The organism is Stenotrophomonas sp. STEN013 (genome assembly GCF_056760355.1).
Genome location: NZ_JBRREO010000005.1, coordinates 207,332 through 229,912, shown reverse-complemented (window position 1 = coordinate 229,912; position 22,581 = coordinate 207,332). Strand labels below are relative to the sequence as shown.

The window sequence follows — 22,581 nt, the reverse complement described above, 5'->3', positions numbered from 1 at the left end:
GACGCGGATACTATTGGCGACGGCATCGATACTCTCCACACAACGGGCGCAGGGGCCGCTGATATCCAGTGCCCCCCAGCAGGCCATAAGGGTACTCGCTTCGGCGCTGCATTTATTCCGGGTTCATTCCCGCGCCGTCGGCCCCCGGCAGGAACGGGGGCAGGCGCTCCTGCTCCAGCAGCAGTGGCGTGCGCTGCAGTCCGGCCGCCACCTCGGGCCAGCCCGCACGGCGCGCCCACTCGCACATCGTGGCCAGCACCGCCGGTGCGGGGCATTGGCCAGCGGCCCTGCACTCCGCCGGCAACGTGTCCGGCGCCATCAGCCAGGGCCGCAGCCGGCGTCCGCCGTCCGAAGCCGCCTCGGCCAGTCTGGCTGCAATGCGGAAGCCGCCCCGGTCGATATCACCCCAGTGATACACCGCCGCGTCGTCCGGCAATCCGGCCAGCAGGCGGACATAGGCCTGCCGCCAGGCCGGCGACGGCATCCCGCCGGTGTACAGCAGCAGCACCGGCGCCTGGCCGCGCGCGCTGGCCGCTTCGTGGAAGCTGGCCAGGTTTTCGATGCTCAACAGCGCACGTGCGCCGGTGGTGATACCGCCTATGGCATCCACCGGAAATCCCAACCAGCGCTGCGGCAGTACATGGCCACTGCCATCGTCCAGCGCGATCACCCCCGGCCCGGCCAGCAGCAACGGCTGCGGCTCCTTGCGCAAACCCAACGCCGCCCAGATCTCCCCGTTCTCCAGACCGCTGGGCGACAGCTCACCGGTGACCAGCAGGTCCAGCCACGGCGTCAGCGCCTCCAGCCGCTTGCTGTCGCCAAACAGGCGGGTGCTGGCCTTGCGCAGGATCTGCTCGCTGCGCGCAGCGGCCAGCAGGGTGTCCACCGCCTGCGCGGCCGCAGCCAGATCAACGGCCGCATCCGGACCCTTCCCACGCACCTTGCCGCCGCCGCGCCACGCCGCCAGGACCCGGGCGACCACCGGCGCCGAGGCCTGCCAGGTGGCCAGCAACACCTCGGCCCGCACCACCCGTTCGTGCAGAAGCTCAACCCCGAGGTCATGCGCCAGCGCAGCGGCATCGCGCACGCCCAGCCGCAACAGGCGCTCACCGTCGTCACGGTGGCGATCACGTTCGACCGTGATCGCGCCGCACCGCTCGGCCAACGCGATGCGGCCGTGGAACGCGTCGAAATCGGCCATCCCGCGCAGCGCGCGGTACTCGGCAGCATCGCGCTTGCCGGTCATCGACAAGCTGGCCGGCTGCGGGTCACCGGCCAGCGCGGCCGCCTCGGCGCGCCGCAGCAGACGTTCCAGGACGCGCCGGGCCGGCGTGTCCTGTCCGCCGCCCGGCATCTGGCTCACACCGTCGCCTGCTCGCGCGCGATGCGCTCGGTCTCTGCGGCGAGCAGTTCCGGATGCAGGTCGAACTGGTCGGACAACAGCAGCGTGCGCGCCGCTTCGGTGACTTCGATCCGTTCGGCCTGCAGCAGCTCGCCGTCGCGGAACAGCTCGATGTAGCTGTCGAGCACACCGGACAGTGTGCCCTGCGCGGTATCCGGCGCGGCCAGCACCAGCTGCAGGCCCAGCGAGCGCAGGTAGCCGGTGATCGCGCGCGCGTTCTGGGCGTCGATCTTGTCGCCGAACTCGTCCAGCAGGATCAATCCCAGCCCGCCGGGCTGGGCCTCGCTCTTGCCGTAGGCCGCCGCCAGCGCGGCGCCGGCGATCACGTACAGCGGCGCCCGATGCTCACCCCCGGAACCCGAGCGCATGCGCTCGCTCAGGCTGCCGATCACGCGGTCCTCCTGGCGGATCTGCACCTCGAAGCGGAAGAAGCGGCGGTAGTCGTCCAGCGGCGAATTGGCCACATGTGCCGCGGCCTTGTCCTCGACCAGCGCGCGGAACGCCTCGGGCACCTGCCCGGCACTTTCAAACAGGGTGTCCTCGCCACCGATATCGGCCGCCCGCTGGATGAAGCGATGCAACTCGCGGAACTCCGGCACCACTTCGTAGTGGAACTGGTAGCGCTCGTTGTTGGAGAACGCCGGACTGCTGCGCAGGGTGCGGTTGAGGGTGGCGATCTGGGTCTTGAGCCGGGTGAAGTTGTCATACAGCGTGGAGGCCACGCCGGTGCGGAAGGTGTCCACCGCCGTGGCGTAGGCCTGCTGCGCCTCGGCTTCGTACTGCACCAGTTCGGTGTCGCGCAGCTGGGTGAGCTCACGCTGCAGCAGGCCGCGCGCAGGCCGCCAGGCACTGGCATCGAATTCCAGCTCCAGCGCGTGATCGCGTGCGTATTGCGCCAGTCCGCTCCAGGCTTCGGGCAGCAGCCGCGCCAGTTGCGCATCGCTGTCCCTGGCGCGCTCCTCGCACCGGCGGGCCCGCTCTTCCAGCGACGGATATTTCTCGTCCAGCTCCTCGCGTTGCCGCTCGACCCGGTTCGGGTCGACGTCCGGATCGGCGAAGGCGTCCACCGCGCGACGCACGACCAGCGCCTCCTGCTGGCGCAGGCCCTCCAGCAAGCCGCGGGTGCGCTCCAGCTGCGACGCCGCCACCGCTTCCTTGCCGACCAGCGCATCGGCGCGCTGTTCACATTGGCCCAGTTGCGCGGTCAGCTCCCGCAACTGCTCGGACAGATGCAGCAGATCCGGGTCGAGCGCGGCGCGCCGGGTTTCCTGCGCACTGCGGTAGCGCTCGGCGACCTGACGGTGCTCCAGCACGCGCTCGTGCAGGGCCTGCGCCACCGCGTCGGCATCGGCCAAGCGCGCCAGCCCGCGCTGGCAGTCATCGGCACGACGCAGCCGCGGCTCGATCTGCCGCAATTCCTGATCGGCCCGCTCGATTTCCTCGTGCAGCACCCGCAACCGCGCGCGGTTGTCCGACGCGCCGATGCGCAGATCGGTGGCCGCCGGCAAGCGCAGACGTTCGATGCTGCCACCGCGCGAGAGCAGGCCGTCACGGGTCAGGCCCTGGCGGCTGCGCACCAGCTCGGCTTCGGTCTCCACGCAGCGCAGTTCGCCCAGCTGCCGGCGCAGGAACGCCAGTGCATCGGCGTTGACGCCTTCCAGCAGCGCCGCGACGCTGCCGGCGGACGGCGTTTCGGCCCCCCGCGAATTGCGTGCCTGGCTGGACAGCGCCAGCTTCACGCCATAGACCGCACGCCCGCCGGACAGCCCGCGATACAGCTTGACCGCGCGCTCCTCGTCCTGGTCGGGAATCAGCAGCGCCTCGACATTGCTGCGCAGGTAACCCTCGATGGCGTACTGCCAGGCGCCGTCGCTGACCCGCACCAGATCGCACACCGGGCGCGCATCGATGCCGGCGTCGCGCAGATAGCTCATCAGCCGCACGGTGTCGGGATTGAGCTCGGCCTGGCCGGCCGCCAGCCGCTTCTGGTTCTGCCGCGCGGTTTCCAGCGCCTCGCGGGCCTTGTCGTGGGCACCGTGCAACTGGCGGGCGTGGCGATCGACCTGCTCGCGCAGCGGCGCGGCCGCGCGCAGCGCCTGCCGCGCCTGTGCATACAGTTCTTCCGGCGTCCACGGCAACGCAGCCTCGGCCGACAGCGCCAGCAACTCGGTGTGCCACTGCTCCCACTGACCGCGCACGCGGGCGAATGCGTCGCTGTCGACCCCCTCCAGCGCGAGCGCGTCAAGCTGGCGGAACTGCTCACCGGCGAATGCCAGCTCACGTGCCAGGTCTTTCTTCAGCTGCGCCAGACGGTCGCGGTCGCGGCCGGACAGTTCGTCCAGCTGCGCCTGCTCACCGTAGCCCTCGCTGCCCTGCAGACGCGCGTTGGCACGGGCCTGCTCCTCGCGCAGGGTGTCGCGTTCGACCCGGGTATCGGCCAGCTGACGGCGGGTATCGACCAGCGTGTTCTCCGCCTCGGCCAGCGCGCCTTCGGCCTGGTCCAGCTGCTCGCTGTACAGGTCGCGCGCGTATTCGGCCGCCAGCGCCCGCGCCGACGCGGCGCGCGTGGCCTGGCCGGCGATCTTCTCGTACTGCCGCTCCACGCCTTCGGCCGCGTCGATGCGCTGCTTGACCTGCTCGATCTTCTCCTTGATCAGGCGGAAGCTCTCCAGCAGCGCGCGGAAACGGGCGATGTCGGTGGGCCGGTCCTCGGCCACCAGCGTGCGCACGAACAGGTCCACGTCCTCCACGCGCTGCAGGTTCAGCGCATTGAGGAACGCCTTGCGGTAGGCGTTCAGATCCGGAGTGACTGACGGGCCGGCCCGCAGCCGCAGCAGCAGGTCGCGCAGGAAACGTTCGGCATTGGGATGCAGCTGCGGGGTTTCACCGGCCTCCTTGCAACGACGGGTGACGTGCTCGCGGAAGGTGTTCCACGCCAGCGGCAGCTCCTTGCCATTGACCCGTTCCAGATGCTCGTCCAGCTCCAGCGCCACACCCGGCAGCAGGTACAGGCCATGCACCCGGTGCTCGGGCTCATCGACCGAAGCACCCAGCGCGATGCCGGCGGTCAGCGGCTCACCGCTTGCGGTGTCACGGAACACCAGCGAGATGTAGGTCGTGGCGGTGCGTCGCTTGCGGCCTTCCTCGCCGGTGCGGAACACGCCCAGGCAATAGTCGCGGATGGTGCGCGCGCGGTGGCTGCCCCCGGCCTGGGCGTTGAAGCGGATACGGCTGCGGTCGCCGCCCAGCAGCACGATCTGCAACGCATCCAGCAGCGCGCTCTTGCCGGCGCCGTTGGGCGCGATGATCGCGCTGGTGGCATCCAGCTGCAGGCTCTGTGCTTCGAACAGGAAGAACTGGACCAGGTGGATGCGTTCAAGCTGCTGCATCGTCGTCCTCCGTCTCCACACCGTCGTCGTCGCGATTGTGCTGGTCCAGCCGCTGCAGCCACTGCTCGCCGACGATCTCCACGATCGCCGGACGCGCACGCAGGTGGAACGGCTGCGGATCATCGCCTTCCGATTCCACCAGCCGGCATACGCCCCAGCGTTTGAGGGTGCGGGCCAGGGCGCGCAGCGTGCCGGTGTCGGGCATCGCCCGGCCGGTCAGCGCCTGCCAGCTTTCCTGCAGCTCGGGCAGTTCCACCACCACCTCGCCGTGATCCTCGATCAGGCCCTGGCGCATGGCTTCGTCGTACCGCTGGCGCAGTACCAGCAGGGCCAGTGTTTCATCCAGCGTCACCGGCGTGCCTTCGCCATGCACCGGCAGCGCCACCACGTAGCGGTAATGCGCGTTGCGTTCCAGGCGGATGCCCAGCGGCTCAAGGGCGGCGACGAAATCGGGGTAGTGGTCTTCGACCAGGTGGTAGGCCACGCGGGTACGCGTGTCGGCCGCGTACAGCACCTGCTCGGTGGCCAGACGATAGGCGGCGCGCTCGAAGTCCTGCACCGTGTAGGTGCCGTTGGACATCTGGCTCAGGGTGTTCCAGCTGCGTTTCATGCGGTTTCCGGAAGTTTGGCGCCGACCCGCACGATGCGGAAGCGCGGGCCGCGCAGGTAATTGTTGGTGTCGGTATCGCCGGTATCGAGCAGTTCGACGCGGAAGCCGCGCAGCACCCGGCCGAGCGGGTCCTCGCGGCGCAGACCGCCGATGCGGTTGCCACGCAGGGCCAGCGTGAGCAGGGTCTGGTAGGCGCGCAGGTCCTCGATGCTGGCGATATCCAGCCCGTCCGAGTCGAGCACCGCGGCGCGTTGCAGATGGCGACCGACATAGCGCGCCATGTCCTCGGCGTTGACCAGCCGCGCGCGCTTCATCCGCCGCAGCAGCGACAGCCGCGCCAGCTGCTCGGGCGTGGGCGGCGCGGTGACGTTGGCGCTGCGCGGAATCGGCACCGGTTTACGGTGCGGCGGACGCAGGCGACTTTCGTCCATCAACGGACCGGGCGCCACCGGCAGGCGCAGCACCTCCTCCGGCGCGGACAGCACGCCACGGCAGGCGCGGCGCAGCAGCACGTCAAGCTTGTCGGGCGCACGCAGGCGGTAGTCGAGAAAGGCCAGCGCGCGGCGGTTGGCCTGGCGGATGTCCTCGTCCAGCCGGGTCAGGTATTCGTCGATCCGCTCCAGCTCGCGCAGGCGCCCCAGACTGCGTGACAGGCGCTGCTGCGCGCGCGCTTCATCGCCACCACTGAGGTGGTCGCGATACCACGCCACCAGCGCCTCGCGCTGCGCGCCGGCCTCCAGCTGCTGCACCATCGCCAGGATCGAGCTGCGCCGCGCCATCGGATGGTCGGCACGGTGGAGCTCGGCGTAGTCGCCAATGAACAGCTGGCCGACATAGCGCTCGAACCACTGCCGGGCGAACTGCGCGGTAGTCTCGGCCCTGCTCAGCTCCGGCATCAGGTCGCGCACCTGCAGACTCATCGAGGCCAGCGACACCAGCAGGCGCCGCGCCTGATCGGCGGCCTCGTCGAGAATGCCGCCGTCGGCATGGCCGTCGGTCACCTTCTGCAGCTGGGATTCGATCGAGCCCATCTTGGCGCGGACGAAGGTCGGCCCCTGTTCGCAGAACTCCACCAGGGCCGACAGCAGCTCGGCCACCATGCGCGGCATGCTCACCATCTCGCGCGCACCGATGCGCTCCTGGCGCAGCCAGCCGGCATCGCGGAAGCGGTCGTGGATCGCCGCGGCCCGCACGTTCAGCGGCGCGTCCGGCGCCTGTCCGTCCTCGTCCTCCCAGGGATCGTCGGTCAGCAGGTAGCGCTCGATCGCCGCGGTGATCTCGCGGCGCGGAAACCCGTGGCTGGGCGGCACCGGCGCATCCGGGCCGAAGAACTCGTCGAACAGCCGGCACAGCAGCGCCCAGTAGTTCTGGCGGTTGGCCGAGGCCAGCGGACCGAAAATGCCGGCCGGCACCACCGAAAACAGGGACGGGAATGTCGCGGGGGATGTGGTGGTCAAAACGTCGGGGTCCTGCAGCTTCCTGCCATGCGCCGGCGATTGTGGCATATCGCCAGTGGCCTGGAACCGCCCGGCGGCCCTCGGGATGACGTTGCCTGCGGAGGCCGCTGACAGGCGGTTTTCGCACCTGCTCGCCGCCTTCGGCGGTCCCGGCCGTGTACACCCGGCCTAGAAAAAGCCCGGCACAGGGCCGGGCTCCGTCGCAGCGTCGGGGGAGAGAGGACCGGGCTGCAGGAGGGAGTTTCCACACCCGCAGTTACAGGGCCGTGACAGCCGTACTCACTCCACCGTGACGCTCTTGGCCAGGTTGCGCGGCTTGTCCACGTCGGTGCCGCGGGCCAGGGCGGTGTGGTAGGCCAGCATCTGCACCGGAATGGTGTGCACGATCGGACTGAGCACGCCGGCATGACGCGGGGTACGGATCACGTGCACGCCCTCGGAGGCGTTGAAGTTGCTGTCCTGGTCGGTAAACACGAACAGCTCGCCGCCGCGCGCGCGCACTTCCTGCATGTTGGACTTCACCTTCTCCAGCAGGCTGTCGTTGGGGGCGATGACCACCACCGGCATCTCCGCGTCCACCAGCGCCAGCGGGCCGTGCTTGAGCTCGCCGGCCGGATAGGCCTCGGCGTGGATATAGGAGATTTCCTTGAGTTTGAGCGCGCCCTCCAGCGCGATCGGGTAGTGCAGGCCACGGCCCAGGAACAGGGCGTTGGACTTGCCGGCAAAACGTTCGGCCCAGGCGGCGATCTGCGGCTCCAGATTCAACGCGTGCTGCACGCTGCCCGGCAGGTGCCGCAGCTGTTCCAGGTAATCGGCCTCCTGGGCGGCGTCGACCTTGCCGTGCAGCTTGCCCAGCACCACGGTCAGCTGGAACAGCGCCGCCAGCTGCGTGGTGAAAGCCTTGGTCGAGGCCACACCGATCTCGGCGCCGGCACGGGTGTAGCAGACCAGTTCGCTGGCACGGGGAATCGCGCTCTCGGGCACGTTGCAGATCGACAGCGTGTGCAGATGGCCGAGTGATTTGGCGTACTTGAGCGCCTCCATCGTGTCCAGCGTCTCACCGGACTGGGAAATGGTGACGATCAGATGTCTGGGGTTGGCATAGGCGGCGCGATAGCGGTACTCGCTGGCGATCTCCACGCTGCATGGCAGCCCGGCGATGGCCTCGATCCAATAGCGCGCGGTCAGCCCGGCGTAATAGCTGGTGCCACAGGCCAGGATCTGCACGCCGTCGATGTCCTTGAACACCGCTTCGGCATTGGCGCCGAACAGGGTGGCCGGGAAGCCACTGGCATCGATCGCCGCTTCCACGGTGTCGCCCAGCGCGCGCGGCTGCTCGTGGATTTCCTTCTGCATGAAGTGCCGGTACGGGCCCAGTTCCAGCGAGGCCAGCGACACGTCGGACAGGCGCTGCTCGCGCTGCACCAGGGTGTTGTTGCCATCGAACACGCGCACGCCCTGACGGGTCAGCTCGGCGGTATCGCCCTCCTCCAGGAACATCACCCGGCGGGTGGCCTGCAGGATCGCCGACACGTCCGAGGCGACGAAATTCTCGCCCTCGCCCAGACCCACCAGCAACGGACAGCCCATGCGGGCCACCACCATGCGGTCCGGCTCGTTCTGGCTGATCACCGCCAGCGCGTAGGCGCCGGTCAGCTCCTTGACGGTGCGCTGCAGGGCGCCGAGCAGGTCGTCGTGATCGGCCTGCAGATGATGGTGGATCAGGTGGGCGATGACCTCGGTGTCGGTCTGCGATTCGAACACATAGCCCAGCGCAATCAACTTTTCGCGTTGCGCTTCGTGGTTTTCGATGATGCCGTTGTGCACCAGCGCCACGCCCTGGCTGATGTGCGGGTGCGCGTTGGATTCGGTCACGCCACCGTGGGTGGCCCAGCGGGTGTGGCCGATACCGACCGTGGCGTGGAAGTGCTCGGCACCGGCTGCGGCTTCCATCTCCGCCACGCGGCCGGTGCGGCGTACGCGACGCACCTGGTCCGCATCCAGCACGGCAATCCCGGAGGAGTCGTAACCGCGATATTCCAGCCGTTTGAGTCCTTCAATCAATACCGGAACCACATCGCGATCGGCGATCGCTCCAACAATGCCGCACATAGTCGATCCACTTGCGTTAGTGAACGGACATTCTAAGCCAGCCAATTCGGACAGCGGCAGGACACGGCGAGCCACGGACCCGCAGGCAGTGTCCGCGACAGTGTCCGCGGACACCCGGACAGCCAGCGACACCCGATATTTCCAAACAAATTCAATGAATTGTGATTGGCACGCGATCTGCTTAACCAACAGCAACCCATGCAGTGAAGTATCCGATGATCCGTGACACCTCCGCCCAGGACCAGGTAAGCACCCAGCCCCCGCGCCCCGTCTGGCGGCGATGGCTGTGGCCGGCTGTCACCACCTTGGTCGCGGTGGCGGGTATCGGCTACGTCGCCAGCAGCTGGCTGGGCGCCAGCCGCTCGTTCGACAGCGACCGGCTGCGCCTGGCCGAGGTGGGGCGCGGCGACCTGGTCCGCGACATCGCCGCCGACGGCCGGGTGATCGCCGCCAACAGCCCGGTGCTGTACGCCATCTCCGCCGGCACCGTGACCTTGAAGGTGGTGGCCGGTGACGTGGTCAAACAGGGCCAGGAACTGGCGGTGATCGACAGCCCGGAGCTGCGCAGCAAACTGGCGCAGGAACAGGCCACCCTGGCCGGGCTGGAAGCCGAGGCCGGCCGTGCGGCGCTCGATGCCACCCTGGCCCGTGCCACCGCCAGCAAAGTCACCGACCAGGCCGCCATCGACCGACAGGCCGCCGCTCGCGACCTGGAGCGCTACCAGCGCGGCTTCGATGGGGGCGCGGTGCCGCAGGTCAATCTGGCCAAGGCCCAGGACGACCTGAAGAAAGCCGAGATCACCCTGCAGCACGCACGCAGCGATGCCACCTTGCAGAGCCGGGGCGCGGATCTGGACGCGCGCAACAAGCGTCTGCTGGCCGAACGCCAGAAGGCGGTGGTGAACGAAGTGCAACGTCAGGTCGATGCGCTGACCCTGCGCGCGCCGTTCGATGGCCAGGTCGGCCAGGTCCAGGCCACCCAGCACACCCAGGTCATCGCCAACGCGCCGGTGCTGGGCGTGGTGGACCTGTCCAAGTTCGAAGTCGAGATCAAGGTGCCGGAAAGCTTCGCCCGCGATCTGGCGATCGGCATGCCGGCGCAGCTCACCAGCGGCACGGGGCAGCCGTTCCCGGGCGAGATCGCGGCCGTTTCCCCGGAAGTGGTCAACGGTGAAGTGGTCGCCCGCCTGCGCTTCTCCGACCAGCAGCCGCCGGGTCTGCGCCAGAGCCAGCGGATGAGTGCACGGGTCCTGCTGGACACCCGCAAGAACGTGCTCAAGGTCGAGCGCGGCCCCTTCATCGAACAGTCCGGCGGGCGCTACGCCTACGTCGTGACCGGCAGCACCGCGACCCGTCGCCCGATCCAGACCGGTGTCAGCAGTCTGGGCGAAGTGGAAATCGTCTCGGGTCTGCAGCCGGGCGAAAAAATCGTCGTCTCCGGTGCCGACCTGTTCGGCGACCACGAGCGCGTCTCCATCAACTGACCCTCCGTTTCTCCTTTCAGCCCAGGAACCTCCCATGCTCCAGATGCAATCCGTCTCCAAGGTCTTCCGCACCGAACAGGTTGAAACCCATGCACTGCGTTCGCTGGACCTGCATGTGCGCGAGGGCGAGTTCGTCGCGGTCACCGGCCCGTCCGGCTCGGGCAAGACCACCTTCCTCAACATCGCCGGGCTGCTGGAAACCTTCACCTCCGGCCAGTACCTGCTCGATGGCCAGGACGTGAGCCACCTCGGCGATGACGCCCGTTCGCGGCTGCGCAACCAGAAGATTGGTTTCATCTTCCAGGGCTTCAACCTGATCCCCGATCTGAACCTGTTCGACAACGTCGATGTGCCACTGCGCTACCGCGGCATGCCCGCGGCCGAGCGCAAGCAGCGCATCGAGAAAGCGCTGGGTGATGTCGGTCTGGGCTCGCGCATGCGCCACTATCCGGCCGAGCTGTCCGGCGGCCAGCAGCAACGCGCCGCCATCGCCCGCGCCCTGGCCGGCAGCCCGCGCCTGCTGCTGGCCGACGAACCGACCGGCAACCTGGACACACAGATGGCGCGCGGGGTGATGGAGCTGCTGGAGGAGATCAACAGCCAGGGCACCACCATCGTCATGGTCACCCATGATCCGGAACTGGCCGCACGCGCCCAGCGCAACGTGCACATCGTCGATGGCCAGGCCACCGACCTGCTGCGCGAGCCGGTGCTGGCCCGTCCGCATCCCGTTTCCGTCGCAGGCTGAGGCCACCGCCATGTTCGGCTACTACTTCAAACTCGCGCTGCGCAGCTTCGGCCGCAACAGGATCCTGACCGCGCTGATGGTGCTGGCCATCGCGCTGGGGATCGGCGCGGCGATGACCACCCTGACCGTGTTCAAGGTGCTCTCCGGCGACCCGATCCCGCACAAGAGCGACCGGCTGTTCTACGTGCAGCTGGACCCGGCGCTGCGCGAAGGCTACCTCCCCGGTGAGGAACCCGAATCGCAGTTGACCCGCTTCGATGCCGAGGAACTGCTGCGGCAGAGGAAGGCGCCACGGCAGGCGATGATGACCGGCGGTGGCGGCATCGTCGATCCACGCATCGACGCCCTCAAACCGTTCAGCGTCAGCATGCGCTACACCTCGGCCGATTTCTTCCCGATGTTCGACACGCCCTTCCAGTTCGGACAGGGCTGGAGCGGCGATGACGACCAGGGCCGCGGCCGGGTGGCGGTGATCAGCAAGACGCTCAACGACAAGCTGTTCCAGGGCGCAAACAGCGTCGGCAAGGACGTGCTGGTGGAGGGCAATGCCCTGCGCATCGTCGGCGTGCTGGAGCAATGGGCGCCGGCGCCGAAGTTCTACGACCTGTATTCGGGCAAGTACGATTCGGGCGAAGAGGTGTTCGTCCCGTTCAGCACCTCCCGCGAACTCAAGCTCGGTCGCAGCGGCAACATGAACTGCTTCGGTCGCGAGGCGATCAATGACAATGAAGCGCTGAATGTGCCCTGCGCCTGGATCCAGTACTGGGTGGAACTGGATTCACCCGCGGACGCGGCCGGTTACAAGGCCTATCTGGACAACTATTCCGAGCAGCAGCGTGCCAGCGGCCGCTTCGAACGCCCGGCCAACACCTGCCTGCGCAATGTCATGGAACTGATGGAGCACCGCAACGCGGTGCCCGGCGACGTGCGCCTGCAGATGTGGCTGGCCTTCGGCTTCCTGCTGGTGTGCCTGGTCAATACGGTCGGCCTGCTGCTGGCCAAGTTCCTGCGCCGCAGCGGGGAGATCGGCGTGCGCCGGGCGCTGGGAGCCAGCCGCGCGGAGATCTTCAAGCAGTGCTTGGTCGAGGCCGGCACGATTGGCCTGGCCGGTGGTCTGCTCGGGCTGGTGTTCGCGCTGGCAGGTTTGTGGGCGGTGCGGCAACGGCCGGCCGAGTACGCGTCGCTGGCCCATCTGGACGGCTCGATGCTGCTGATGACCTTCGCCCTGGCGGTGCTGGCCAGCATGCTGGCCGGCATCCTGCCCGCCTGGCGGGCGATGCAGGTGGCGCCGGCACTGCAACTGAAAAGCCAGTAACCGGACGCCCGCTTCCGCGGCCCCGGCTTGCTCCCTCCCTACTCCAGGCTTCACGGAGAACCTCATGGATATACGTCCCATCCTCTCCACGCTGACCCGGCACAAGACCGCCGCGGCGTTGATCGTGCTGGAGATCGCGCTGAGCTGCGCGATCATCTGCAACGCGCTGTTCATCGTCTCCCAGCGCATCGACGCCATGCAGCTGGCCAGCGGCATCGATGACGACCGCCTGGTCGAGATCGGCCTCAGCGGTATCGGCACGCAGGTCGACGGCGACGCCCGCACCGCCGAGGACCTGGCCGCACTGCGCGCCATCCCCGGCGTGGAGAATGCGGCCATCGTCAACCAGCTGCCGTTCCAGAACGGCTCCTGGAACACCTCGCTGGCCATCAGCGCCGAACCGGACGCGCAGTCGATCAATGGTGCCCAGTACATGGTCGGCGAGAACGCGCTGGACACCCTCGGCGTGAGGCTGCTGGCCGGCCGCGACTTCAACCACGACGAGTACATCAGCATGGATGTCATGCAGAAGATGGAGGATCTCAGTGCGCTGCGGGCACCGGCGATTCTCACCGACGCCATGGCCCGGAAGTTCTTCCCCGACGGCGATGCGATCGGCAAGACCCTGTACATGGCCAACATCCCGGTCACCGTGGTCGGCGTGGTGCAGACCCTGCTGCGCCCGAACATGCAGGACAACAACCGCACCCATTCGCTGATCTTCCCGGTCCGCACCAACTTCGCCAACGGCGGCCGCTACATCCTCCGCACCAGCGATCCGGCGCGCCGCGATGAAGTGCTCAAGCAGGCGCTAGCCACGCTGGAGAAGAACGACCCCAACCGGCTGGTATGGGTCAAACAGACCGTCGAGGAGAAACGCGCCAAGTACTTCGCCAACGACCGCGACATGATCGGCATGCTGCTGATCGTCAGCGGCCTGCTGTTGCTGGTCACCGCGCTGGGCATCATCGGCCTGGCCAGCTTCTGGGTACAGCAACGCACCAAACAGATCGGCATCCGGCGTGCGCTGGGCGCCACCCGCGGGCAGATCCTGCGCTACTTCCAGACCGAGAACTTTCTGCTGGCCAGCATCGGCATCGTGATCGGCATGCTGCTGGCCTACCTGCTCAACCAGTGGCTGATGGGCCGCTACGAGTTGCCGCGGCTGCCGCTGCTGTACCTGCCGGTCGGCGCGCTGACGTTGTGGCTGCTGGGCCAGTTCGCCGTGTTCGGCCCGGCGCGGCGGGCGGCGGCCATTCCGCCGGCCGTGGCCACACGCAGCGCATGATCTCGTCCTTCTTCCTGCCATCGCGCCTGCGGCCGGTGATGACGCGGGCGCTGCTGGGCCTGTTGCTGGCGCCGGGCGGTACCCTGGCCCAGACCAGCGACGCGGGCGACACCGCACTGCACGACACCATCGCCGCGCTCGACCGGGCGGTGTTTGACAGCTTCAACCGTTGCGCCGATCCGGCGCAGCTGGACAGGCACGCCAGCTACTTCGACCCGGCCGTGGAGTTCTACCACGACACCGGCGGGGTGACCTGGACCCGCGCGGCGATGTTGGCCAACACCGGCAAGTTCGCCTGCGGCCATTTCACCCGGCAGCTCGTCCCCGGCACGCTGGAGGTATTCGCGATCAGGGACTTCGGCGCACTGGCGCGTGGCCAGCACCTCTTCTGCGACAACCAGAGCCGCAGCTGTGACGGCCTGGCCGACTTCACCATTCTCTGGCGTCTGCATGACGGGCAATGGCGGATCACCCGGGTGCTGAGCTATGCCCACCGCGCCGACCGCAGGGATGCCCCGAGATGAACTACACGCTGGAGACCGGCCTGCGCGGCTGCCTGCGGCATCCGCGGACGATGACGCTGGTGGTGCTCACCCTTGCCCTGGGACTGGCCTCGGTGATGACGATGCTGACGCTGCTCTCGGTGTTGGGCGCCGATCCCCTGCCCGGCATCAGCCACACGTTGCACCTGGCCTGGGCCGACTCGCGTGAAACGGCCAAAAGCGGCGACAGCGACACCTACGGCGATGGCTCGCTGGTGCCGCCGCTGTGGAAGCTGGCCGATGCACGCGCAATGCAGCAGCTACGCCCGGACATCCGCCAGGTGGCACTGGTCACCGCACCCGTGACGGTGGCCAGCATCGACGGCAGTGCCCGCAAGCAGGTCTCGGCGGCCTTCGCGCTCGGGCCGATGCTACCGGTGTTCGAAGTGCCGTTGCGCCACGGCCGCTACTGGACGCCGGAGGAGGAGATGGCACGCACACCGGTGGTGGTGATCAGCCGCGCGTTGAGCCAGCGCCTGCTCGGGCGCGAGGACGGGACCGGTGCCGAGGTGCGTCTGGGCAAGCGCAACTTCCGCGTCATCGGCATCAGCGAGCGCTGGGCGCCGCGGCCACGCCCGCACTTCCTCCCCGCCAGCGACGCCGGTTGGCGTGGCGAGGGCGATGAAGTCTTCGCCCCGGCCGAAGCCGCGCTGGCATCGGGCATCGAGATCAGCAGTACACGCATCTGCGACGACGCCGGTTTCGGTGGCTTCCGCTTCGACCAGGTCAACGTGGACCAGTGCCGCTGGCTGGTGCTGTGGGCCGAACTGGCCGATGCCGGCCAGCAGCGCAGCTACGCGCAAAGCCTGCAGGCATTCGCCGCCGACCGGCATGCCGCCGGCATCTTCCCGCGACCGCCGCTGACGCGGCTGCAGTCCATGCCGCAATGGCTGCACCTCAACCGCGTGGTACCCGACAGCGTGCGCCTGAACCTGTGGCTGGCGATCGGCCTGCTGTGCTGTGTCTGGTCAACGTCGCCGGCCTGCGCTCGCGTCGTGCCGCGGTCTGGCTGCTGCTCACCGTCAATGCGGTGGTGGCGGCCATCACCGCGATCGGCATCGCCAGCCTGAGCGGCTACTGGATCCAGCAGCGCACCCGCCAGATCGGCATCCGCCGGGCGCTCGGTGCCCGCCGTGGCCAGATCCTGCGCCAGTTCCTGGCCGAAAATCTGCTGCTGACCAGCGCCGGGGTGTTCGCCGGCGGCGTGTTGGCGCTGCTGGTCAACCAGTGGCTGATGCATCACTACGAGCTGCCCCGATTGCCGCTGGTCTACCTGTCCATCGCCGCGCTGTTGCTGGTGCTGCTGGGTCAGCTGGCGGTGGCCGCACCGGCGCGGCGGGCCGCCCGACTCCCCCCTGCCAGCGCCACGCGCAGCGTGTAATGTGCGGATGCGCCCGAACCCAGCCTTCCAAGACAGCCGATGCCGCAGATCCTGATCATTGACGACAACGCCGCCGTGGCCACCGCACTGGACGTGCTGTTCTCCCTGCACGACATCGACACCCGCCACGCCAGCGCGCCGCAACAGGGACTGGCGATGCTGGCCGAGCAGGAGTTCGACCTGGTGCTGCAGGACATGAACTTCACCGCCGACACCACCTCCGGCGAGGAAGGCCAGGCGCTGTTCCGTGCCATCCGTGATGCGCATCCGGACCTGCCGGTGATCCTGCTCACCGCCTGGACCCATCTGGACAGCGCGGTGGAGCTGGTCAAGGCCGGCGCCGCCGACTATCTGGCCAAACCGTGGGACGACGGCCGCCTGCTGACCACGGTCAACAACCTGCTGGAGCTGGCCGAGACCCGCCGCGAGCTGGCCCGGCGCCGCGCCCGCGAGCTGCGCCAACAGCAGGCCCTGCACGAGCGCTACGACCTGCGCGGGGTGGTGTTCGCCGATCCGGCCAGCGAGCGGGTGATCTCGCTGGCCTGCCAGGTGGCGCGCTCGGACCTGCCGGTGCTGATCACCGGCCCCAACGGCGCCGGCAAGGAAAAGATCGCCGAGATCATCCAGGCCAATTCGGCCAACCGCAAAGGCCCGTTCGTGGCTCTGAACTGCGGCGCCATTCCCGCCGAACTGATCGAGGCCGAACTGTTCGGTGCCGAGGCCGGTGCCTACACCGGCGCCAACAAGGCCCGCGAGGGCAAGTTCGAGGCCGCCGACGGCGGCACCCTGTTCCTGGACGAGATCGGCAACCTTTCGCCCAGTGGCCAGATGAAACTGCTGCGGGTGCTGGAAACCGGGCGCTTCGAGCGGCTGGGCTCCAACCGCGAACGTCAGGTCAAGGTGCGCGTGGTCAGCGCCACCAATGCCGACCTGCCGGCGATGATCCGCGACGGCAGCTTCCGCGAGGATCTGTACTACCGCCTCAACACCGTCGAACTGGCCGTGCCCGCGCTGGGCGAACGCCGCGAGGACATCCTGCCGCTGGCCCGGCACTTCCTCGGCGACGCCGGCAAGCCGCTGTCCGCCCAGGCCGGCCAGGCGCTGCAGCGGCACAGCTGGCCGGGCAACGTGCGCGAGCTGCGCAACGTGATCCAGCGCGCCAGCCTGCTGGCACAGGGCGCGCGCATCGAGGCGGCCGACCTGAACCTGCCGCGTCCCGCCCGGCCCGCCCTGCAGAACGCCGAGGAACCCGACCGCACCCGCATCGTCACCGCGCTGCAGCGGGCCCACGGCGTCATCGCCCAGGCCGCCGCCGAGCTCGGGCTGAGCCGGCAGGCGCTGTACCGGCGCATGGACCGTCATGGGATTCCGCGCGAATGAGCCGGCGATGCTGAAATCACGCTCCTTCACCTTCAAGCTGTTCCTGCGGCTGTTGCCGGTGCTGGCGCTGGCCGCGGCGTTCCCATGGCTGCTGGCGTACTGGCTGGACCGCGGCTGGGTGGTGGCGCTGGTCTCTGCGCTGCTGCTGATGGCGCTGATGTGGTGGGCGCTGCGCCGCGCCACCGCGCCGGTCCGCTCGCTGCTGCGCGCCCTGGCCGGCACCACCAGCAGTTACCGCGACGGTGAATTCAACTTCAGCGTGCACTGGCGCGGCAACGACGAACTGGCGCAGCTGGTCCGCGCCCATGGCGAACTGGGCGAGGTGTTGCGTGAGCAGCGCCAGGCGCTGGCGCAGCGCGAGCTGCTGCTGGACACCATGGTGCAGAACACGCCGGTGGCAATGCTGCTGCTCACCAACGGCGGCGATGGGGTGCAGCGGGTGACCTTCTCCAACACCGCCGCGCGCAAGCTGCTGCACGGTGGCTGGAAGCTCGAAGGCAAGCGCATGCATGAGCTGCTGGAGAGCATGCCCATCGAACTGCGCAACGCCATCGCCCGGGGCGGGGACAGCCTGTTCGCGGTCCGCGAGCCCGATGCGATGGACGGCGACGAGGACGACGAGCAGATCTATCACCTGTCGCGCCGCAGCTTCCATCTCAACGGCCGTCCGCACGAACTGCTGCTGCTGCGCCTGTTGACCGCCGAGCTGCGCCGCCAGGAAGTACAGACCTGGAAGAAGGTGATCCGGGTGATCAGCCATGAACTCAACAATTCGCTGGCGCCGATCGCCTCGCTGGCTCACTCCGGTGCCGAACTGGTCCGGCGTGGCAAGACCGAACGGCTGGAGGACATCTTCGCCACGGTCGAGGAGCGTGCCCGACACCTGGAAGGCTTCATCCGTGGCTACGCGCGTTTTGCCAAGCTGCCGCAACCGCAACTGCAGACGGTGGTCTGGAAACCGTTCCTGCAGGGCCTGCAGCAGCAGATCAGCTTCCGCATGACCCCGCCGCCGGATGAGCTGAGCAGCCGCATCGATCCGGCGCAGTTTTCCCAGGCGCTGCTCAATCTGCTCAAGAACGCGCACGAAGCCGGAGCGGAGGCGGCTGCCGATTCGGTGGAACTGCGCGTGGCGCGGTTGCCGAACTGGCTGCGTATCGAGGTGCTGGACCGGGGCAGCGGCATGAACGAGGCGGTGCTGCAAAACGCCCTGATGCCGTTCTATTCCACCAAACGCAACGGCACCGGGCTGGGCCTGGCGCTGACCCGCGAGATCATCGAAGCCCATGGCGGCCGCATCGCGCTGCAGAACCGCAAGGACGGCGGTCTGTGCGTAGCAATTCTGCTGCCGCACGATTGAGCCCGGCGACGTCTTCAGAAGCCGGCAGGCGCTGCGGCAGACCGCCTTGCGCCCGCCCGTGCGGTGCATTCACAACGCGCGGATACGCCGTCGTCTCGCAGACACAGGGCGCGATACGCTCGCGCCCTGTGTCTGTCGGCTCAGCCCTTTTTGACCGGTCGTACCCAACCGTCGATGGTCTGCTGCCGCGAGCGCGCCACGGTCAGCTTGCCGGCGGGTGCGGTGCGGGTGACCACCGAGCCGGCGGCAATGGTCGCCCCCTCCTCCAGCGTCAGCGGTGCCACCAGCGAACTGTTGGAACCGACAAACACCCGGTCGCCGATGATGGTCTGGAACTTGTTCACCCCGTCGTAGTTGCAGGTGATGGTGCCGGCGCCGATGTTGGTGCCGCTACCGATCACCGCGTCGCCCAGATAGGTCAGATGGTTGGCCTTGCTGCCTTTGCCCAGGGTCGCCTTCTTGGTCTCGACGAAGTTGCCCACGTGCACGCCCTCGGCCAGTACCGTGCCCGAACGCAGACGCGCGAACGGGCCGATCTGTGCGGCGCCTTCGGCGACCACACCTTCCAGATCGCAATGCGCCCGCACCTCGGTGCCGGCGCCGAGTCTGACATCCTTCAGGCGCACGAACGGACCGATGCTGACGCCGTCGCCGAGCTCGACCTCGCCTTCCAGCACCACGTTCACATCGATCTGCACATCGCGGCCCACGGTCACCGTGCCACGCTGCTCCACGCGCGCCGGGTCCAGCAGCCGTGCACCCTGCGCGCACAGCGCCTTGGCCGCGCGCAGCTGCCATGCCCGCTCCAGCTGCGCCAGCTGCCAGGGATCGTTTGCCCCCTCCGCTTCCTGGGCATCGGCCACCCGCACCATCTCCGCGGCGGTGTACTCGGCTGCGGCGAAGGCGAACACGTCGGTCAGGTAGTACTCGCCTTGCGCGTTGGCGTTGGACAGCGCGCCCAGCCATCGCCGCAACGCGGTGGACTCGGCGGTGATGATGCCGGTGTTGACCGTCGAAATCCGCTGCTGCTCGTGGTCGGCATCCTTCTGCTCGACGATGGCCGCGACCTTGCCTTCGGCATCGCGCACGATGCGGCCGTAACCGGTGGGATCCTCCAGTTCGGCGACCAGTACCGCCAGTCGCGGCGCGCCGTACAGCAGCGCCCTGAGGGTGTCGGCGCGCATCAACGGCACATCGCCGTACAGCACCAGCACCTGCGCGGTGTCGGGAACCTCCGGCATCGCCTGCCGCACCGCATGGCCGGTGCCCAGCTGCTGGCTCTGCTCGGACCAGATCAGGTCATCCTGGTCGGCAAACGCCGCACGTACCGCCTCACCGCCATGGCCATAGACCACATGGATGCCGGCCGGCTGCAACTGCCGCGCGGTGTCGATCACGTGTGCCAGCATCGGTCGCCCGGCAATGGGCTGCAGCACCTTGGGTAGAACCGACTTCATACGCTTGCCGGCACCGGCGGCGAGGATGATGACGTGCAGCGGCTGGGTCATGCGGACAACTTCCTTGAAAGATGCTCGGATTCTAAGCCTGCGCTGGTTAGCATTACAGGCAAAAGGGAAAACGCACCGCTGATGAGTCTGTTCCGTCAAAGCAGCCAGTACATCGCTATCGGGCTATTACAGCTGTTGCTGGACTGGGGGGTGTTCGTTGCCGCAACTTCGCTGGGACTTCCTGCGGCGCCCGGCAATCTGCTCGGCAGGGTCAGTGGCGCCTTGATGGGGTTCTGGCTCAACGGCCGCTACACTTTCTCCAAGCACGGGCAGCAACGCCACGGCTGGAAGCGTTTCGCGCGCTTTCTGGTGCTGTGGCTGGCAATGACCGTGATCAGCACCGTGCTGGTCAGCTACACCGCGCAGCAGCTGGGTCTGCAAATGGCGTGGCTGGCCAAACCGCTGGTGGAAGGCGGGCTGGCCATGGTGACCTTCTTCCTGCTCCGGCATCTGGTGTATCGCTGAATGCCGCGCGACCGCGCCAGTACATGCCACACCCTGCAGCGCCGATACCGTCCCGCCGGCACCCGCAACCACAGCCACAGCCTGCGCCATCCGTAGTGGCGGGTGGACATGGCCGTGACCATGCGGGCGCATGCACCCGCGCCGGCCCGTCCCTGCGCCGCACAAAACGAAAACGCCGGCACAGGGCCGGCGTTTTCGATGCGTTGTCCGCGAACCTCAGTGCTTGAGGTTGCGGCGCAGACGCTCCAGCGCCTGCAGCTGCGCAGTGACCTCGGCCAGGCGCTGCTGCGCTTCGGCCAGCTCCATGGCTTCGCCACGGTTGGCCAGCACACGCTCGGCTTCTTCCTTGGCCTTGCGCACCGCCGCCTCGTCGATGTCGGTGGCGCGAATGGCGGTATCGGCCAGCACGGTCACGACCTGCGGCTGCACTTCCAGGATGCCGCCGGAAATGGCGAAATCCAGCTGCTCGCCGGCAGCGGTGGTGACCACGACCTTGCCCGGTTTCAGACGGGTGATCAGCGGCGCGTGCTTGGGCGCGATGCCCAGCTCGCCCAGCTCACCGGTCGCCACGACCAGGGTCGCTTCGCCACTGAAAATCTGCTGTTCGGCACTGACGATGTCGCAACGAATGGTGCTCATGGAACTCTCTTCGCCTGGTTGGGTGGGCAGCGCCCACCACAGGTTGCAAAGGGCGGAGCGAACTCCGCCCGACGCAGGACTTAGGCCTTTTCGGCCATCTTCTTGGCCTTCTCGACCGCTTCTTCGATACCGCCGACCATGTAGAACGCCTGCTCCGGCAGGTGATCGTATTCGCCATCCAGAATGGCCTTGAAGCCGCGGATGGTGTCCTTCAGCGACACGTACTTGCCTGGCGAACCGGTGAACACTTCGGCCACGTGGAACGGCTGGCTGAAGAAGCGCTCGATCTTGCGGGCGCGCGACACGGCCTGCTTGTCTTCCTCGGACAGCTCATCCATACCCAGGATGGCGATGATGTCCTTCAGTTCCTTGTACTTCTGCAGGGTGGCCTGCACGCCGCGGGCGGTTTCGTAGTGCTCGGTGCCGATGACCTGCGGATCGAGCTGGCGCGAGGTCGAGTCCAGCGGATCGACTGCCGGGTAGATACCCAGCGAGGCGATGTTACGCGACAGCACCACGGTGGCGTCCAGGTGGGCGAAGGTGGTGGCCGGCGACGGGTCGGTCAGGTCGTCCGCGGGCACGTACACGGCCTGGATCGAGGTGATCGAACCGGTCTTGGTCGAGGTGATGCGTTCCTGAAGGACGCCCATTTCCTCGGCCAGGGTCGGCTGGTAACCCACCGCCGACGGCATACGGCCCAGCAGCGCCGACACTTCGGTACCGGCCAGGGTGTAGCGGTAGATGTTGTCGACGAACAGCAGCACGTCCTTGCCCTTGCCGTTGGCGTCCTTCTCGTCGCGGAAGTACTCGGCCATGGTCAGGCCGGTCAGGGCCACGCGCAGACGGTTGCCCGGCGGCTCGTTCATCTGGCCGTACACCATCGCCACCTTGTCCAGGACGTTGGAGTCCTTCATCTCGTGGTAGAAGTCGTTGCCCTCACGGGTACGCTCACCCACGCCGGCGAACACGGACAGACCGCTGTGCGCCTTGGCGATGTTGTTGATCAGCTCCATCATGTTGACGGTCTTGCCGACGCCGGCGCCGCCGAACAGGCCGACCTTGCCGCCCTTGGCGAACGGGCACATCAGGTCGATGACCTTGATGCCGGTTTCCAGCAGCTCGGTGGCCGAGGACTGGTCCTCGTACGACGGTGCCGCGCGATGGATTTCCCAGGTGTCCGAAGCATCGACCGGACCGGCTTCGTCGATCGGGCGACCCAGCACGTCCATGATGCGGCCCAGGGTGCCGGCGCCGACCGGCACCGAGATGGCGCGGCCGGTGTTGGTGGCGACCAGGTTGCGCTTCAGGCCGTCGGTGGAGCCCAGCGCGATGCAACGGACCACGCCGTCGCCGAGCTGCTGCTGCACTTCCAGCGTGATTTCGGTGTTGTCGACCTTCAGTGCGTCGTACACCTTCGGCACGTCGCTACGCGGGAATTCGACGTCGACGACGGCGCCGATGATCTGAACGATCTTGCCCTGACTCATTGCTGCATCCTCTAAAT

The 22,581-nt window shown here is 67.9% G+C and carries 17 protein-coding genes and 1 pseudogene; 10 read left to right on the top strand and 8 right to left on the bottom strand.

Annotation, left to right across the window (positions count from 1 at the left end; all coding sequences use genetic code 11):
• Positions 1 to 112: 112 nt before the first annotated feature.
• The 5 genes from ACVOMH_RS12440 to glmS all read right to left on the bottom strand — a co-directional run bounded on the left by ACVOMH_RS12440 (position 113) and on the right by glmS (position 8,970).
• Positions 113 to 1,354: a Wadjet anti-phage system protein JetD domain-containing protein gene (locus ACVOMH_RS12440; RefSeq protein ID WP_481552177.1), complete on the bottom strand. Its 1,242-nt coding sequence runs from the start codon at positions 1,352 to 1,354 to the stop codon at positions 113 to 115.
• A gap of 5 nt (positions 1,355 to 1,359) precedes the next feature.
• Positions 1,360 to 4,791, bottom strand: a complete 3,432-nt coding sequence (locus ACVOMH_RS12435; protein WP_481552163.1) for an SbcC/MukB-like Walker B domain-containing protein — start codon at positions 4,789 to 4,791, stop codon at positions 1,360 to 1,362.
• Positions 4,778 to 5,401: a DUF4194 domain-containing protein gene (locus tag ACVOMH_RS12430; RefSeq protein WP_481552162.1), complete on the bottom strand. Its 624-nt coding sequence runs from the start codon at positions 5,399 to 5,401 to the stop codon at positions 4,778 to 4,780. The genes ACVOMH_RS12435 and ACVOMH_RS12430 overlap by 14 nt, the downstream gene beginning before the upstream one ends.
• Positions 5,398 to 6,858: a Wadjet anti-phage system protein JetA family protein gene (locus ACVOMH_RS12425; protein WP_481552161.1), complete on the bottom strand. Its 1,461-nt coding sequence runs from the start codon at positions 6,856 to 6,858 to the stop codon at positions 5,398 to 5,400. The genes ACVOMH_RS12430 and ACVOMH_RS12425 overlap by 4 nt, the downstream gene beginning before the upstream one ends.
• A 279-nt stretch (positions 6,859 to 7,137) precedes the next feature.
• Positions 7,138 to 8,970, bottom strand: coding sequence for a glutamine--fructose-6-phosphate transaminase (isomerizing) (gene glmS / locus ACVOMH_RS12420; RefSeq protein ID WP_481552160.1), 1,833 nt, complete (start codon positions 8,968 to 8,970; stop codon positions 7,138 to 7,140).
• 215 nt (positions 8,971 to 9,185) lie between these two features.
• Between glmS and ACVOMH_RS12415 the strand changes: the two genes are divergently transcribed.
• The 9 genes and pseudogenes from ACVOMH_RS12415 to ACVOMH_RS12375 all read left to right on the top strand — a co-directional run bounded on the left by ACVOMH_RS12415 (position 9,186) and on the right by ACVOMH_RS12375 (position 18,465).
• Complete coding sequence (locus ACVOMH_RS12415) at positions 9,186 to 10,454, top strand: efflux RND transporter periplasmic adaptor subunit (RefSeq protein WP_481523226.1); 1,269 nt, start codon at positions 9,186 to 9,188, stop codon at positions 10,452 to 10,454.
• 34 nt (positions 10,455 to 10,488) lie between these two features.
• The gene (locus tag ACVOMH_RS12410; protein WP_481552159.1) at positions 10,489 to 11,202 is read left to right on the top strand and encodes an ABC transporter ATP-binding protein; all 714 of its coding nucleotides are present in this window, start codon (positions 10,489 to 10,491) and stop codon (positions 11,200 to 11,202) included.
• A gap of 10 nt (positions 11,203 to 11,212) precedes the next feature.
• On the top strand, positions 11,213 to 12,517 hold the full coding sequence (locus ACVOMH_RS12405; protein ID WP_481552158.1) for an ABC transporter permease: 1,305 nt from the start codon (positions 11,213 to 11,215) through the stop codon (positions 12,515 to 12,517).
• A 64-nt stretch (positions 12,518 to 12,581) separates the two neighbouring features.
• Positions 12,582 to 13,805, top strand: a complete 1,224-nt coding sequence (locus tag ACVOMH_RS12400) for an ABC transporter permease (RefSeq protein WP_481552157.1) — start codon at positions 12,582 to 12,584, stop codon at positions 13,803 to 13,805.
• The gene (locus tag ACVOMH_RS12395) at positions 13,802 to 14,329 is read left to right on the top strand and encodes a nuclear transport factor 2 family protein (protein WP_481552156.1); all 528 of its coding nucleotides are present in this window, start codon (positions 13,802 to 13,804) and stop codon (positions 14,327 to 14,329) included. Before ACVOMH_RS12400 ends, ACVOMH_RS12395 begins: the two co-directional genes overlap by 4 nt.
• Positions 14,266 to 15,417, top strand: a complete 1,152-nt coding sequence (locus ACVOMH_RS12390) for an ABC transporter permease (protein ID WP_481552155.1) — start codon at positions 14,266 to 14,268, stop codon at positions 15,415 to 15,417. The genes ACVOMH_RS12395 and ACVOMH_RS12390 overlap by 64 nt, the downstream gene beginning before the upstream one ends.
• A pseudogene (locus ACVOMH_RS12385) lies at positions 15,342 to 15,728 on the top strand (ABC transporter permease); the annotation flags it as partial. The gene ACVOMH_RS12390 and the pseudogene ACVOMH_RS12385, both read left to right, overlap by 76 nt.
• A gap of 39 nt (positions 15,729 to 15,767) precedes the next feature.
• Positions 15,768 to 17,108 (top strand): sigma-54-dependent transcriptional regulator, encoded by a 1,341-nt coding sequence (locus tag ACVOMH_RS12380; protein WP_481552154.1) that lies wholly within the window; start codon positions 15,768 to 15,770, stop codon positions 17,106 to 17,108.
• A gap of 10 nt (positions 17,109 to 17,118) precedes the next feature.
• Entirely contained in the window at positions 17,119 to 18,465 is a 1,347-nt protein-coding gene (locus ACVOMH_RS12375) for a sensor histidine kinase (RefSeq protein WP_481552176.1), read from the top strand.
• A 140-nt stretch (positions 18,466 to 18,605) separates the two neighbouring features.
• On the opposite strand, the gene glmU is transcribed toward ACVOMH_RS12375, so the two are convergent.
• A complete protein-coding gene (gene glmU, locus ACVOMH_RS12370; protein WP_481552153.1) occupies positions 18,606 to 19,973 on the bottom strand; it encodes a bifunctional UDP-N-acetylglucosamine diphosphorylase/glucosamine-1-phosphate N-acetyltransferase GlmU in 1,368 nt (455 codons plus the stop codon).
• 81 nt (positions 19,974 to 20,054) lie between these two features.
• On the opposite strand from glmU, the gene ACVOMH_RS12365 reads away from it, so the two are divergent.
• Complete coding sequence (locus ACVOMH_RS12365; protein ID WP_481523218.1) at positions 20,055 to 20,438, top strand: GtrA family protein; 384 nt, start codon at positions 20,055 to 20,057, stop codon at positions 20,436 to 20,438.
• 216 nt (positions 20,439 to 20,654) lie between these two features.
• Here the strand turns inward: ACVOMH_RS12365 and ACVOMH_RS12360 are convergent, their stop codons facing one another.
• Positions 20,655 to 21,077 (bottom strand): F0F1 ATP synthase subunit epsilon, encoded by a 423-nt coding sequence (locus ACVOMH_RS12360; protein ID WP_054659460.1) that lies wholly within the window; start codon positions 21,075 to 21,077, stop codon positions 20,655 to 20,657.
• Between the two features lie 80 nt (positions 21,078 to 21,157).
• Positions 21,158 to 22,564, bottom strand: a complete 1,407-nt coding sequence (gene atpD, locus ACVOMH_RS12355; RefSeq protein ID WP_054659458.1) for a F0F1 ATP synthase subunit beta — start codon at positions 22,562 to 22,564, stop codon at positions 21,158 to 21,160.
• Between the last annotated feature and the right edge of the window lie 17 nt (positions 22,565 to 22,581).

Coding starts and splice junctions, on each gene's coding strand:
- glmU (WP_481552153.1), bottom strand. CDS start 19,973: ATGACCCAGCCGCTGCACGTCATCATCCTCGCCGCCGGTGCCGGCAAG.
- ACVOMH_RS12395 (WP_481552156.1), top strand. CDS start 13,802: ATGATCTCGTCCTTCTTCCTGCCATCGCGCCTGCGGCCGGTGATGACG.
- ACVOMH_RS12365 (WP_481523218.1), top strand. CDS start 20,055: ATGAGTCTGTTCCGTCAAAGCAGCCAGTACATCGCTATCGGGCTATTA.
- ACVOMH_RS12440 (WP_481552177.1), bottom strand. CDS start 1,354: ATGCCGGGCGGCGGACAGGACACGCCGGCCCGGCGCGTCCTGGAACGT.
- ACVOMH_RS12430 (WP_481552162.1), bottom strand. CDS start 5,401: ATGAAACGCAGCTGGAACACCCTGAGCCAGATGTCCAACGGCACCTAC.
- atpD (WP_054659458.1), bottom strand. CDS start 22,564: ATGAGTCAGGGCAAGATCGTTCAGATCATCGGCGCCGTCGTCGACGTC.
- ACVOMH_RS12390 (WP_481552155.1), top strand. CDS start 14,266: ATGGCGGATCACCCGGGTGCTGAGCTATGCCCACCGCGCCGACCGCAG.
- ACVOMH_RS12410 (WP_481552159.1), top strand. CDS start 10,489: ATGCTCCAGATGCAATCCGTCTCCAAGGTCTTCCGCACCGAACAGGTT.
- ACVOMH_RS12415 (WP_481523226.1), top strand. CDS start 9,186: ATGATCCGTGACACCTCCGCCCAGGACCAGGTAAGCACCCAGCCCCCG.
- ACVOMH_RS12435 (WP_481552163.1), bottom strand. CDS start 4,791: ATGCAGCAGCTTGAACGCATCCACCTGGTCCAGTTCTTCCTGTTCGAA.
- ACVOMH_RS12360 (WP_054659460.1), bottom strand. CDS start 21,077: ATGAGCACCATTCGTTGCGACATCGTCAGTGCCGAACAGCAGATTTTC.
- ACVOMH_RS12400 (WP_481552157.1), top strand. CDS start 12,582: ATGGATATACGTCCCATCCTCTCCACGCTGACCCGGCACAAGACCGCC.
- ACVOMH_RS12380 (WP_481552154.1), top strand. CDS start 15,768: ATGCCGCAGATCCTGATCATTGACGACAACGCCGCCGTGGCCACCGCA.
- ACVOMH_RS12405 (WP_481552158.1), top strand. CDS start 11,213: ATGTTCGGCTACTACTTCAAACTCGCGCTGCGCAGCTTCGGCCGCAAC.
- glmS (WP_481552160.1), bottom strand. CDS start 8,970: ATGTGCGGCATTGTTGGAGCGATCGCCGATCGCGATGTGGTTCCGGTA.